The organism is Methylophilus methylotrophus DSM 46235 = ATCC 53528, from assembly GCF_000378225.1.
GTDB classification, from domain to species: domain Bacteria; phylum Pseudomonadota; class Gammaproteobacteria; order Burkholderiales; family Methylophilaceae; genus Methylophilus; species Methylophilus methylotrophus.
On record NZ_KB905145.1, the window covers coordinates 59,032 to 71,870 of the forward strand.

At 48.1% G+C, this 12,839-nt stretch carries 14 protein-coding genes; 12 read left to right on the top strand and 2 right to left on the bottom strand.

All coding sequences use genetic code 11. The features are described from left to right. Positions 1-12: 12 nt before the first annotated feature. Together yidC and mnmE are read left to right on the top strand one after the other, a co-directional pair. A complete protein-coding gene (gene yidC, locus F463_RS0111255) occupies positions 13-1,617 on the top strand; it encodes a membrane protein insertase YidC (protein ID WP_018987194.1) in 1,605 nt (534 codons plus the stop codon). Further along, on the top strand, positions 1,607-2,968 hold the full coding sequence (mnmE, locus tag F463_RS0111260; protein WP_018987195.1) for a tRNA uridine-5-carboxymethylaminomethyl(34) synthesis GTPase MnmE: 1,362 nt from the start codon (positions 1,607-1,609) through the stop codon (positions 2,966-2,968). The genes yidC and mnmE overlap by 11 nt, the downstream gene beginning before the upstream one ends. A gap of 17 nt (positions 2,969-2,985) precedes the next feature. Here mnmE and F463_RS0111265 read toward each other — a convergent pair whose 3' ends face one another. Both F463_RS0111265 and cycA read right to left on the bottom strand, forming a co-directional pair. Further along, on the bottom strand, positions 2,986-3,570 hold the full coding sequence (locus F463_RS0111265; protein WP_018987196.1) for a cytochrome b/b6 domain-containing protein: 585 nt from the start codon (positions 3,568-3,570) through the stop codon (positions 2,986-2,988). 3 nt (positions 3,571-3,573) lie between these two features. Continuing rightward, on the bottom strand, positions 3,574-4,008 hold the full coding sequence (cycA, locus tag F463_RS0111270; RefSeq protein ID WP_018987197.1) for a cytochrome c'': 435 nt from the start codon (positions 4,006-4,008) through the stop codon (positions 3,574-3,576). Positions 4,009-4,216: 208 nt separating this feature from the next. Between cycA and mnmG the strand changes: the two genes are divergently transcribed. From mnmG to atpA, 10 genes are all read left to right on the top strand, one after another. Continuing rightward, a complete protein-coding gene (gene mnmG, locus F463_RS0111275) occupies positions 4,217-6,148 on the top strand; it encodes a tRNA uridine-5-carboxymethylaminomethyl(34) synthesis enzyme MnmG (protein WP_026295535.1) in 1,932 nt (643 codons plus the stop codon). Beyond that, complete coding sequence (gene rsmG / locus F463_RS0111280; protein ID WP_018987199.1) at positions 6,148-6,774, top strand: 16S rRNA (guanine(527)-N(7))-methyltransferase RsmG; 627 nt, start codon at positions 6,148-6,150, stop codon at positions 6,772-6,774. Before mnmG ends, rsmG begins: the two co-directional genes overlap by 1 nt. Beyond that, positions 6,774-7,535, top strand: a complete 762-nt coding sequence (locus F463_RS0111285; RefSeq protein WP_018987200.1) for a ParA family protein — start codon at positions 6,774-6,776, stop codon at positions 7,533-7,535. The genes rsmG and F463_RS0111285 overlap by 1 nt, the downstream gene beginning before the upstream one ends. Before the next feature lie 38 nt (positions 7,536-7,573). Continuing rightward, positions 7,574-8,434 carry a ParB/RepB/Spo0J family partition protein gene (locus F463_RS0111290; RefSeq protein ID WP_018987201.1) on the top strand — a complete coding sequence of 287 codons (861 nt, stop codon included), beginning with the start codon at positions 7,574-7,576 and terminating at the stop codon, positions 8,432-8,434. 148 nt (positions 8,435-8,582) lie between these two features. After that, positions 8,583-8,975 (top strand): ATP synthase subunit I, encoded by a 393-nt coding sequence (locus F463_RS0111295; protein ID WP_018987202.1) that lies wholly within the window; start codon positions 8,583-8,585, stop codon positions 8,973-8,975. A gap of 29 nt (positions 8,976-9,004) precedes the next feature. Next, a complete protein-coding gene (atpB, locus tag F463_RS0111300) occupies positions 9,005-9,841 on the top strand; it encodes a F0F1 ATP synthase subunit A (protein WP_018987203.1) in 837 nt (278 codons plus the stop codon). A 47-nt stretch (positions 9,842-9,888) separates the two neighbouring features. Beyond that, on the top strand, positions 9,889-10,155 hold the full coding sequence (atpE, locus tag F463_RS0111305; protein ID WP_018987204.1) for a F0F1 ATP synthase subunit C: 267 nt from the start codon (positions 9,889-9,891) through the stop codon (positions 10,153-10,155). A 78-nt stretch (positions 10,156-10,233) separates the two neighbouring features. After that, positions 10,234-10,704, top strand: a complete 471-nt coding sequence (locus F463_RS0111310; RefSeq protein ID WP_018987205.1) for a F0F1 ATP synthase subunit B — start codon at positions 10,234-10,236, stop codon at positions 10,702-10,704. Positions 10,705-10,721: 17 nt separating this feature from the next. After that, positions 10,722-11,258, top strand: a complete 537-nt coding sequence (locus F463_RS0111315) for a F0F1 ATP synthase subunit delta (protein WP_018987206.1) — start codon at positions 10,722-10,724, stop codon at positions 11,256-11,258. Between the two features lie 16 nt (positions 11,259-11,274). Then, a complete protein-coding gene (gene atpA / locus F463_RS0111320) occupies positions 11,275-12,816 on the top strand; it encodes a F0F1 ATP synthase subunit alpha (RefSeq protein WP_018987207.1) in 1,542 nt (513 codons plus the stop codon). The last annotated feature ends 23 nt before the right edge of the window (positions 12,817-12,839 follow it).

Consider the following 12,839-nt stretch of genomic DNA (forward strand, 5'->3'; position numbering starts at 1 on the left):
AAACGAAATCTTATGGATACTCGCCGTTTAATTCTGTTTGTGATCTTTTCATTTTCAATCATGATGCTTTGGGACGCCTGGCAGCAACAGCAGGCACCAGAACAAGCCACAGTCACACAGAATGAAGCCAACCAGGCTGCGCCTGCAGACAAACCGCAAGAAAATGGTTTTGCGCTCACCAAAGGAACCCGTATTGCGGTTAAAACAGACCGTTATGCAGCAGTGATTGATACTGTGGGCGGCGATTTGCGCGAATTGTCTTTATTGGAGCATAAGGCTGATGATAACTCAGGCCCTTATGAACTCATGAGTGATGACCGTGGCGATAAATTATATGTGGCACAAACGGGTCTGAAAGGCGATGGCTTGCCCACGCACTATGTGAATTTTACTGCCGCTGAAAGCAGTTATAGCTTGCAAGAGGGTCAGGAGTCATTAGATGTGCGCTTGTCTGCGCCTGACACCAATGGCGTGGCCGTGGACAAAATTTACCGCTTTCACCGTGGTCAGTATGTGATTGATGTCCTGTATGAAATTAAGAACAATAGTGATAAAGCGATTTCGCCTTCAGTGTATTACCAGATCATTCATGATAATGAGTCTAACCAAGGCTCAAAAATGATGCCGACCTTTACTGGCGGTGCTTATTACACCGAGGCCGATAAATACAACAAGATCAAGTTTGACGAAATGGCGAAGAAGGACGTTTCAATCAACGCCAAGGATGGCTGGATTGGCCTGGTGCAGCATTATTTCGTCAGCGCCTGGGTGCCGCAATCCACAGCCGAACGCAAGTTTTACACTACCAAGTTGAGCGAACATGATTTTTCAATTGGCACTATTTTGCCTGTTGGTGACATTGCCCCTGGCAGCAGTAAAACAGTCTCTGCCAAGTTATTCAGTGGCCCGCAGGAGCAAGATTCGTTAGAAGCCGCAGCACCTGGCCTGGAATACGTGGTGGATTACGGTATCCTCACGGTGATTGCCAAGCCGTTAATGTGGCTGCTGACGCATATTCACGATCTCGTGAAAAACTGGGGCATTGCCATTATCGTCTTGACGATACTGATCAAAGCCGCGTTCTTTAAGCTGTCTGCTTCCGGTTATCGTAATATGGCACATTTGCGTGAAATTGCTCCCCGCATGCAAGCGCTGAAAGACAAATTTGGCGATGACAAGCAAAAACTGCAACAAGCCATGATGGAGATGTATCGTACTGAGAAAATCAATCCTATGGGTGGCTGCCTGCCTATCCTGGTGCAGATTCCGGTATTTATTTCCTTGTATTGGGTGTTGCTGGGTTCGGTAGAGTTGCGTCATGCCCCTTTCTTTGGCTGGATTCAGGATTTGTCTGCGACGGATCCGTATTTTGTGTTACCTATCCTGATGGGTGCCACCATGATTATCCAAACCTATTTGAATCCACCACCGACAGACCCGATTCAGGCCAAAGTCATGAAAATCATGCCTGTCCTGTTTAGTGTCTTCTTCTTCTTCTTCCCCGCCGGTCTTGTTCTGTACTGGCTGGTGAACAATGTTCTTTCCATTTGGCAGCAATGGGCGATCAACCGTATGATTCATGCGGAAGCATTGGCCAAAAAAGGAAATGGCAAGTAATCAACCAGTCGTGTTCAATACAGACACCATTGCCGCCGTTGCCACCGCGCCTGGCGCGGGTGGCATTGGTGTAGTCCGTGTGTCTGGCCCCCTGTCGGTAGAGATTGCCAAACATATACTAGGCCACTGCCCTCCTCCACGCCATGCAGCTTATCTGCCTTTTTTTCAGGCAGATGGCGCACTGATAGATCGCGGTATTGCCCTCTATTTTCCAAACCCGCATTCTTATACTGGTGAAGATGTCCTTGAGCTGCAGGCCCATGGCGGGACTGCGCTTATGCAAATATTGCTGGCGCGGTGCATTGAGTGCGGCGCACGGCATGCTCAGGCCGGTGAATTCACGCAGCGCGCATACTTAAATGACAAGCTTGATCTGGCACAAGCTGAAGCAGTAGCCGACCTCATTAATGCAGCCACGATAGAAGCTGCCCGTAGCGCAGTGCGCTCACTGTCGGGCGAGTTTTCTCAGGCGATTCAACGCTTGTTGCAGCAATTAATCGATTTACGCATGTATGTAGAGGCTTGCCTGGATTTTCCTGAAGAGGAAATTGATTTTATTACTCAAGGTCGGGTACTGGAAAAGCTCCAAGCCAACCAGGCTGCTTTGCGTATCATTTTCGAGCAAGCCAAACAGGGATCACTATTACGTGAAGGCATCAATGTGGTTCTCATTGGCCAGCCTAATGTAGGTAAGTCCAGCCTGCTCAATGCGCTTTCTGGTGAAGAGGTGGCGATCGTAACGCCAATCGCAGGAACGACACGCGATACGATCAAGAGTGTGATCCAGATTGAAGGCGTGCCTTTACATATCATTGATACGGCTGGTTTACGTGACACGGATGATGCTGTAGAACAAGTGGGCATTGCCCGCACTTGGAAAGCCATAGAAACAGCCCATGTGGCTTTGTTATTGGTGGATAGCCAGCACGGTATCGGTCCGCTTGAAACGACTATTCTGCAAAAACTCCCTGACCAGGTTAAGAAAATATGGGTCCATAACAAAATTGATGTTTCACGTGAAACATCCCGGGTAGATCTCATCGAAAATAACCAACACGTATTTTTATCTGCCAAAACAGGGGATGGTATTGGCCACCTAAAAAAAACGCTTCTGGAAATTGTTGGTTATCAGCTTGGAGGTGAAGGTGTGTTTATGGCGCGAGCACGTCATTTACAAGCGCTGACCGACGTAGAACAGCATCTGGAGTTGGCATTGCATCAAATGCATGCCGCTGAACTCGTCGCCGAAGAATTGCGTTGCGCACAGGAGGCCCTCGGAAGTATCACAGGAGAATTCACCCCGGATGATTTACTGGGTGAAATATTTAGCCGTTTTTGTATTGGCAAATAGACAATAAAGAAAACCCGCTAGCGGGGTTTTTTTCTGGGAAAGGGTGTGTTTCGTTGGTCAAATCGCTCATCAATGCTACAAACGCGTTTGCAGCCGGTAATCATGGCCCAAATCAGATTGTCATGATTAATGATGCTTTCAAAAATCACGCCCAATACATGCACAACGACCACCCCTAGCCAGGTCCAGGTCACATAATGATGCAATACTTTACTCATCTCATCATCAATAAATCCCCAGCCGCTGTTGTACACAATACAGCCAGAACCTACAGCGACAATGCCCAGGCCCAGCATGGCATAAATGGCGATCGAACCGGTTGGGTTGTGGCCTATGTAGTGTCTGGCGGTGCCTTTTAAGAGTTTAAATAAGTGTTTGACTGCCCAGACCGGGTTCAGCGGAAAGCTGCGGAAACTTGCGTAACCGGTGGCAACTAGACCCCAAATAATACGGGCGACGATGAGTGTGCCTGCCACATAGCCAGCATATGCGTGGTGTAGTCTATCCCACATGGAGGCGTGAGTATAAAAAGCATATCCAAACGCCACCACCAGGGACCAATGAAAGATCCGTATGAACGGATCCCAGACATAACGTAACATCTATTATTTGGTAGGCTTGGTTTCTGTCAACAAATAAGCAATGAAGTTAGCTTTTTCTGAAGGTGAGCAATCTGCACCCAGAATATCATTACAGTGTTTGGTGAATTCGTCTTCTACTTTGTCGATATCTGTGAAGCGTTTGGTATTGACGCGTGGTGCCAGTGGTGGGATTTCTTTGCCGGTAACAATGTTTTTACCTACATTAGCCGGGTTATTGGTGTGACAAGATGCACACGCCGCTTCTTTGCCGCTTGGTGTTTTGAATTTGCGGTTGAAGAAAATTTTGCCATCAGTAATTGAAGGCGCTTCATACATTGGATTGGCGGAGTGAGCGATATTGGTATATTTGTACACCAACTTTTCAGCGTTAGTCACGTCAGCCAATGCATGAGCAGAAAATAAGACCCCGAATACGGCAATGATTGTTTTGATTTTCATGGTAAAGCTCCTTGGTTGTTTTGAAAATATTCTATTGTTTTTATGTTAAGTAAATATGGCCTGCTTGTTATTGATTTGTATTAAACGGTAAACACATTGTATTAAATCACAGAATAGATGTAACAAATCAGTGAATTAAATGACCATTTGATTAGTTTACGCTAAAATCATAAATCTTTTTAAATCAAACAGTTCAAGATTCTTTATGATGGACTTTCCTGATCGTTTCGATGTCATTGTGGTGGGTGGCGGCCATGCAGGCACTGAGGCCGCACTGGCGGCTGCTCGCATGGGTCAAAAAACCCTGCTGCTCAGCCATAACATTGAAACGCTGGGGCAAATGTCCTGTAATCCTTCTATTGGCGGGATCGGCAAGGGGCATTTGGTAAAGGAGGTGGATGCGCTTGGTGGCGCCATGGCAGCGGCTACAGATGAAGGTGGTATCCAATTCCGTATCTTGAACTCCAGTAAAGGCCCGGCTGTGCGTGCGACCCGCGCACAGGCTGACCGTATCCTTTACAAAGCGGCTATCCGCCACCGACTCGAAAACCAACCTAATTTATGGCTGTTCCAGCAGGCAGTCGACGATATTATCCTTGAGGGCGATAGAGCTGCTGGGGTGGTTACCCAAATTGGGCTGCGCTTTTATGCTAAATCTGTGGTGTTGACAGCGGGCACGTTCCTTGGCGGGTTGGTACATGTTGGATTGCAAAATTACAGCGCGGGACGCGCCGGAGATCCGCCAGCAATCTCACTGGCTGCGCGCTTGCGTGAAATTGGTCTCCCGGCTGGTCGCCTCAAAACGGGTACGCCGCCACGTATTGATGGACGCTCAATTGATTACAGTGTGATGACTGAGCAGCCTGGTGATACGCCGGTGCCAGTATTTTCGTTTTTGGGTCATGTAGCCCAGCATCCACAACAGTTGCCTTGTTGGATCACTCACACCAATCAGCAAACGCATGAAATTATTCGTAGCGGCCTGGATCGTTCTCCTATGTATACGGGTGTGATTGAGGGTGTGGGGCCGCGCTACTGCCCTTCGGTAGAAGACAAGATACATCGCTTTGCCGACAAAGAGTCGCACCAGGTCTTTCTGGAGCCTGAAGGTTTAACCACTCACGAAATTTATCCTAATGGAATATCGACCAGTCTGCCATTTGATATCCAGTTAGCGCTGGTACGTTCTATCCGTGGTTTGGAGAATGCACATATCTTGCGCCCCGGATATGCTATTGAATACGACTACTACGACCCAAGAGGCCTAAAGTCGACTCTAGAAACAAAGACGATTCGCGGGCTGTTTTTTGCTGGCCAAATAAACGGTACGACGGGTTATGAAGAGGCTGCAGCACAAGGTTTATTAGCGGGGGCAAATGCTGCTTTGTATGCGCAAGATAAAGACGGTTGGTGCCCCTCCCGTGAACAAGCTTACCTAGGTGTGTTGGTTGATGACCTGATTACCACGGGGGTTAATGAACCGTACCGTATGTTCACTAGCCGTGCCGAATACCGGTTGCAGTTACGTGAAGACAATGCTGATATGCGTCTTACCGAAAAAGGCCGTGAGTTGGGTTTGGTGGATGATATCCGTTGGGAAGCTTTTTGCAAAAAGCAGGAAGCGGTTGCGCGTGAGCAAGCCAGGTTAAAACGCACCTTCTTGCAGCCAGATAACGGCCAGCCTGCGGGTCAAAATAAAATTGTTTCACGTGAAACACAGGAAGCGACTTTTGGTAAGGTGCTTGAGCATGAGTATTCCCTGTTTGAATTATTGCGTCGCCCTGAAGTCACGTATCAATCACTGCTGACTATTGTCCCCTCCCCCGAATTATTGGCTGAGGATGTGTTGGAACAGGTTGAGATTGCTGCCAAATACCAAGGTTATATTGATCGCCAGAATGAAGAGATCGCCCGTCAGAAAAATAGCGAGCACATCAAACTGGGGGAGGCGATTGATTATAATGATGTGCATGGCCTAAGTAATGAGGCGCGGCAAAAGTTGCTGTCACAAAAACCTGAAACCATTGGGCAGGCAAGTCGGATACAGGGTATTACACCCGCCACCATTTCACTATTGCTGGTGTATCTCAAGCGCAAACAGAAAAAACAGAGCCAGTCGGGCGATATTGCTGCAGCATAATGGATTATTTGGCCTCACAATTGGCTTCTGGAGTAGAGGCTTTGAATTTGCACTCTGTAGTGACGGCAGAGATGCAAGCACAATGCCTGGCCTACCTTACGTTGTTGCAAAAATGGAATAAAGTTTATAACCTGACCGCGGTGCGTGACCCACAGGAAATGCTAGTGTTGCATTTGCTAGATAGTCTCAGTGTTTTACCTTATATTGAAGCGGGAAACTTGCTGGATGTGGGTAGTGGCGGCGGTTTGCCTGGATTGGTCATCGCCATCACCCGTCCTGATGTACAGGTCACAACGATAGACACCGTTCAGAAAAAAGCCATATTTATGCGACAGGTTAAAGCGGAGCTTGGCTTGTCCAATGCGCAAGTAGTGCATGGACGGGTGGAGGCTTTTATGCCAGTCTCACCTTTTAAGCAGGTGATTTCGCGGGCTTTTTCGGATATTGCCTTGTTTAAGCAATTGACGGCACATTTAATGGCTCCACATGGGCGTTGGTTGGCGATGAAGGGTTTGGTGCCAACCGAGGAGTTGCAGTTGGCTGGAGTCCAGCCCAAAGAGGTCATTCGTTTGCAAGTGCCTAACTTGCAGGCGGAAAGACATTTAATTGTGTTTGAGAATACATAATGAAAATAATAGCAATCACCAACCAAAAAGGGGGCGTCGGTAAAACGACCACTTGTGTTAACTTGGCAGCAAGTTTGGCTGAACACGGCAAAAAAGTATTGTTGGTTGATTTGGATCCGCAAGGGAATGCCAGTACTGGGAGTGGCATTGATAAAGCGCACTTGAAGGATAGTATTTATCAGGTGCTGATTGGCAACAAGACGCTGCCGGAAGTGGTCATTCATGCAGAAGCAGCAAAATTTGATGTTGCACCCTCTAACCGCGATCTGGCGGGTGCGGAGGTGGAGTTGGTTAATGAGATGGCGCGTGAAACGCGGTTGAAAAATGCGATTCTCAAACTGGGTGACCAGGCATACGATTTTGTATTGCTGGATTGTCCGCCTTCTTTAAATCTGGTAACGGTGAATGCCTTGACCGCGGCACATTCAGTCATGATCCCCATGCAGTGTGAGTATTATGCGCTGGAAGGTTTGTCTGATTTGGTCAATACGGTCAAGAAAGTGCGCGCTCACTTGAATCCAGTGCTGGAGATTGAAGGTTTGTTACGCACCATGTTTGATAACCGCAACATGCTGGCGCAGCAAGTTTCCGCGCAATTGGTGAACCATTTTGGTAAGAAAGTCTACCAGACGATTATCCCGCGCAATGTCAGATTGGCAGAGGCACCCAGTTATGGTATGCCAGTATTGTTATATGACCGCTCTTCCAAGGGCGCGCAAGCCTATCTTGAGCTTGCACAAGAAATTATTCAAAAAAACTAAAGCAGATATTTTGACACTCATGACAAGGAAGCAGCAGTATGGTGAAGCCTAAGGGACTTGGACGCGGACTCGACGCATTGTTATCGGGGGATACAGAAACCATTGCCCAGTCGGACATGTTGCGCACCCTGCCCGTTAGCCAGTTGCAACCAGGTAAATACCAGCCCCGTTCCTACATGAATGAGGAGGCCTTGCAAACGCTGGCGGATTCGATTGCAGCGCAAGGCATCATGCAGCCTATCCTGGTGAGGGAAATCGGGCCGGAAAAATTTGAAATCATTGCCGGTGAACGCCGCTGGCGTGCTTCACAAAAAGCTGGTCTCACAGAAGTGCCAGTACTGGTACGGGAAATTGCGGATGAAGCAGCCCTGGCGATGGCGCTCATTGAAAACATTCAGCGTGAAGATTTAAATCCGTTAGAAGAAGCGATGGGTATCAAGCGATTGATTGATGAGTTTGACATGACGCATGAAAAAGCCGCAGAAGCGGTTGGTCGCTCCCGTGTGGCAGTCTCCAACCTGCTGCGTTTGTTAACGCTGACGCCTATGGTGCAGGACATGTTGCTGGATAACCAGATTGACATGGGTCACGCTCGCGCCCTGGTGGGCATTGAACCCGCCCAGCAGATTCTGTTGGCAAATAAAGTAGTTCAGGATGGATTGTCAGTACGCGAGATAGAGCGCTTAATTCAAACCGAGCCGGTTAGTGGTAAAAAGGCCAAGACTGCGGTACATCCTGATGTGGCTACCTTGCAAAATCAATTGAGCGAACAGCTGGGCGCAGAGGTTGCGATCAGCAGCAAGGCGAATGGCGCTGGCATCCTGAAGTTGAGTTTTTCAAACCTTGATCAATTAGATGATTGGATAGCAAAACTGACTGGTAATAGCCTGAAATCGTGAGTGAAATCACGTATAGAGTACCAAGCCATAGATTTTTGTAGCACATTCAGACAGTTAACGCCTGTTTGGTGCTTGACTTCGGCCTGTGAATAATTCAAAATCTCGCGTCTTTGTAGTATTTTGCCTTGAAATTTAGCGGTCAAACCCCATGAGCGGTCAAGAAAACCCAGCGGCTGGCGTGTCGCTTTATCGCAACATGCTGCGCTGGCAAGTCATGGCGACCATGGCTGTCACGTTGCTTGCGTATGCTGCGGCTGGTTTGCCGGCAGCACTGTCAGCTTTCATGGGTGGTGTTTCTGTGGTGGTTGGAGCATGGTTTGCGACAAAAATTGCAGAAAAAGGCCGGTCAAAAACAGACCCGACGGCGGTTTTACTCAATTTACTCAAGGCTGAAGCAGTAAAAATTTTAATCATCGCGATTATCCTGTTTGTGGTTTTCAAGCTGTATCAGGCACTGGTTCCCTTTGCACTGATTGCAGGCCTGGCAGCTGCAGCGCTTTTTTCTGGCGCGGCGCTGGCAAAATCACAAGCGAATGTGTAGACCAGTTAACTTAAAAATAGTTTGAAAATATGACAACCGAACACGCACAACACGCAGAACTGACCCCTTCTGAATATATCGCGCACCATTTGAGCTTTAATGCCCAGGGTGTCAACGGTAATGCAACTTCTGAAGGTTTTTGGGTGCTGCACTACGATACTTTGTTGACGTCCGTTGTGCTGGGCTTGCTGGTAATGGGCCTGATCTGGTGGGTGGCGCGTGGCGCAACCGCCGGTGTGCCAACCAAGCGTCAGGCGTTTGTTGAATTGTTATTCGGTTTTGTCGATGACCAGGTTAAAAACATTTTCCACGGTAACCGTCATTCCTTTATTGCGCCGGCTGCACTGACCGTGTTTGTTTGGGTGCTGGTCATGAATGCGATGGACTTCCTGCCGGTAGACCACGTAGCAAATGTTGCATCAGCAATTGGTGGCGAGCATACCAAATGGCGTATCGTACCTACTTCTGACATTAACACCACGTTTGCTTTGGCATTGGCGGTGTGGTTCCTGATGATTTTCTTCTCTATCAAAGCCAAAGGCCTGGGTGGCTGGATTCACGAATTGTTCTGTGCGCCATTTGGTAGCAATCCTTTGGTGTGGCCTGCCAACTTCCTGTTCAATCTGATTGAATACGTTTCAAAATCACTTTCTCACTCATTGCGTCTGTTTGGTAACATGTACGCCGGTGAAATCATCTTCTTGCTGTTGGGTATGTGGGCTGCCACTGGCCTGACTGGTACCGTTGCCGGTGCTGTACTGGGTGCTGGATGGTCTATCTTCCACATCCTGATTGTGGCCTTGCAAGCGTTTATTTTCATGATGCTGACTGTGGTCTACCTGGCCATGGCGCATGAATCGCACTAATTTTTAACTTTGTCGTTGTTTTAATTCTTTATAAGAGAGGGTATTAAATGGAAGCATTAGCATTGATTCAAGCCTACACAGGCGTTGGTATTGGTTTGATCATTGGTTTGGGTGCCGCTGGCGCTTGTATCGGTATTGGTATCATGTGTGCAAGTTTCCTGGAAGGCGCAGCTCGTCAACCAGAAATGATCCCTGCCCTGCAAGGTAAAGTGTTCCTGCTGTTGGGTCTGATCGACGCTTCTTTCATTATCGGTGTTGGTCTGGCAATGATGTTTGCTTTCGCAAACCCATTGTTGAGCGTTGTTGCCAAGTAATTTTTACTCGGTTATCTCCGCCCGGTAGGGTTTAAGGTCTGCTTAAACCTTTCAACCAATCAGTATGATGGATCCAAAATGAATATTAATTTCACACTCATCGCGCAAGCTATCGCATTTGCAGTGTTGATCTGGTTCACGGTGAAATTCGTTTGGCCACCGCTGTTAAAAGCGATTGAAACACGCCAAAAGGAAATCGCAGATGGTTTGGCTGCTGCCCAAGAAGGCAAAAGTGCCCTGGAAGTGGCTGCCAAAAAATCTGAAACCACATTGAACGAGGCCAAACAAAAGGCAAGTGAGATCATTGGGCAAGCCGAAAAACGTGCCGCTCAAATCATTGATGAAGCCAAGGCGAATGCCAAAGCTGAAGGTGATCGCATTATTGCCGGTGCCAAAGCTGAAATCGATCAGGAAGTAAACCGTGCCAAAGAAGGTCTGCGTGCACAGGTTTCAACACTGGCTGTGGCTGGTGCAGAAAAAATCCTGCGTAAAGAGATTGACGCTAAAGCACACAGCGAAATGTTGGCTAAACTCGCTGCGGAACTTTAAGGTAAAAGGGATAAAACATGGCTGAACTCTCAACCATTGCAAGGCCTTACGCTGTGGCTTGCTACAAGCTCGGCAAAGAAAAAAAGGCATTGGTAAAATGGTCTGAAATGTTGGCGTTGGCCGCGGCTGTCGCAGCAAATGACCAAATGAAAACCCTGATTGATGACCCCAAGCTGAATGCCGCTGATATTGAAGCCGCATTCCTTAAAGTCTGTGGCGACAATCTTAACGAGCATGGTCAAAATTTGATCAAGACCTTGGTTGAATATGGCCGTTTATCCTTATTGCCTGCCATTGCTGAAGCTTTTGAGGCTTTGAAAGCGCAAGATGAAGGCACCTTGGACGCACAAATCATTGCCGCTGCCAAAATCACGGCAACGCAAACCAAAGATTTGGTAAAACGTCTGGAAGCCAAGTTCGGCAAGAAAATTGAAGCAAGCGTTTCCGTTGATCCGGAAATCATCGGCGGCATCAAAATTATTGTTGGCGACACCGTTATCGACGCGTCTGTCCAAGGTCAGTTACAAAATTTAGCCTATACGCTCACAGCATAAGGCATAGGAGAATTAAATGCAGTTATCTACATCAGAGATTAGCGAGCTTATTAAGAGCCGTTTGGAAAACTTCTCTACTTCTGCGGAAGCCCGTACTCAGGGTACCGTGATTTCCGTGACAGATGGCATTGTGCGTATTCATGGTCTGTCCAACGTGATGTCTGGCGAGATGATTGAGTTTCCAGGCAACACATTCGGTCTGGCATTGAACCTGGAGCGCGATTCCGTGGGTGCGGTGGTGCTGGGTGATTATGAGCACATTACAGAAGGCGATACATGTAAATGTACAGGCCGTATTCTTGAAGTGCCAGTCGGTCCAGAGCTGATTGGTCGCGTGGTGAACGCTTTGGGTCAGCCTATTGATGGCAAAGGTCCAGTCAACGCCAAGCTGACAGACAAAATTGAAAAAATTGCGCCAGGCGTGATTGCACGTAAATCCGTGTCACAGCCAGTGCAAACCGGTTTGAAGTCTATTGACTCCATGGTGCCGGTTGGTCGTGGTCAGCGTGAGTTGATCATTGGTGACCGCCAGACTGGTAAAACAGCGGTTGCGGTCGATGCCATCATCAACCAAAAAGGTCAGAATATGACTTGTATCTACGTTGCGGTTGGCCAGAAGGCTTCTACCATTGCCAACGTAGTACGTAAACTGGAAGAGCACGGCGCGATGGCTTACACCATCGTGGTAGCAGCTTCAGCTTCCGACTCTGCAGCCCTGCAATTCCTGGCACCTTATGCGGGTTGTACGATGGGTGAATACTTCCGTGACCGTGGCCAAGATGCATTGATCGTATACGATGACTTGTCCAAACAAGCGGTTGCATACCGTCAGATTTCCTTGTTGCTACGTCGTCCACCAGGCCGTGAAGCTTACCCAGGTGACGTGTTCTACATCCACTCACGTCTGCTGGAGCGTGCTGCTCGCGTGAACGAAGAGTATGTTGAAAATTTCACTAACGGTGAAGTTAAAGGTAAAACTGGTTCATTGACAGCATTGCCAGTGATTGAAACACAAGCTGGTGACGTATCTGCATTCGTTCCAACCAACGTGATTTCGATTACCGATGGCCAGATCTTCCTGGAAACTGACTTGTTCAACGCGGGTGTTCGTCCTGCTATCAACGCCGGTATCTCTGTATCCCGCGTGGGTGGTGCAGCGCAAACCAAAATCATCAAAAAACTGGGTGGTGGTGTTCGCCTGGCATTGGCGCAGTATCGTGAACTGGCTGCGTTTGCGCAGTTTGCTTCTGACCTGGATGAGGCGACCCGTAAACAACTGGATCGCGGTCGCATGTTTACCGAATTGATGAAGCAGGCTCAATATGCACCATTGAACGTGGCAAACATGGGCGTGAGCTTGTTTGCAGCTAACAAAGGTTACTTCGATGACGTACCAACCAACAAGGTACTGGCTTTCGAAAGTGCATTGCATGGTTTCTTGAACTCTAAGTACAAGAACATCATGGATGCCATCGAATCGAGCAAAGATCTGAGCGGTGACAACGAGAAGGCATTGGAAGCTGCGATTCAAGATTTCAAAGCAACTAACGCTTATTAATCTCTGACACTTCGACTTAGGAA

Coding starts and splice junctions, on each gene's coding strand:
- F463_RS0111295 (WP_018987202.1), top strand. CDS start 8,583: ATGAGCGGTCAAGAAAACCCAGCGGCTGGCGTGTCGCTTTATCGCAAC.
- F463_RS0111290 (WP_018987201.1), top strand. CDS start 7,574: ATGGTGAAGCCTAAGGGACTTGGACGCGGACTCGACGCATTGTTATCG.
- mnmG (WP_026295535.1), top strand. CDS start 4,217: ATGGACTTTCCTGATCGTTTCGATGTCATTGTGGTGGGTGGCGGCCAT.
- atpE (WP_018987204.1), top strand. CDS start 9,889: ATGGAAGCATTAGCATTGATTCAAGCCTACACAGGCGTTGGTATTGGT.
- cycA (WP_018987197.1), bottom strand. CDS start 4,008: ATGAAAATCAAAACAATCATTGCCGTATTCGGGGTCTTATTTTCTGCT.
- F463_RS0111285 (WP_018987200.1), top strand. CDS start 6,774: ATGAAAATAATAGCAATCACCAACCAAAAAGGGGGCGTCGGTAAAACG.
- F463_RS0111315 (WP_018987206.1), top strand. CDS start 10,722: ATGGCTGAACTCTCAACCATTGCAAGGCCTTACGCTGTGGCTTGCTAC.
- yidC (WP_018987194.1), top strand. CDS start 13: ATGGATACTCGCCGTTTAATTCTGTTTGTGATCTTTTCATTTTCAATC.
- rsmG (WP_018987199.1), top strand. CDS start 6,148: ATGGATTATTTGGCCTCACAATTGGCTTCTGGAGTAGAGGCTTTGAAT.
- F463_RS0111265 (WP_018987196.1), bottom strand. CDS start 3,570: ATGTTACGTTATGTCTGGGATCCGTTCATACGGATCTTTCATTGGTCC.
- mnmE (WP_018987195.1), top strand. CDS start 1,607: ATGGCAAGTAATCAACCAGTCGTGTTCAATACAGACACCATTGCCGCC.
- atpB (WP_018987203.1), top strand. CDS start 9,005: ATGACAACCGAACACGCACAACACGCAGAACTGACCCCTTCTGAATAT.
- F463_RS0111310 (WP_018987205.1), top strand. CDS start 10,234: ATGAATATTAATTTCACACTCATCGCGCAAGCTATCGCATTTGCAGTG.
- atpA (WP_018987207.1), top strand. CDS start 11,275: ATGCAGTTATCTACATCAGAGATTAGCGAGCTTATTAAGAGCCGTTTG.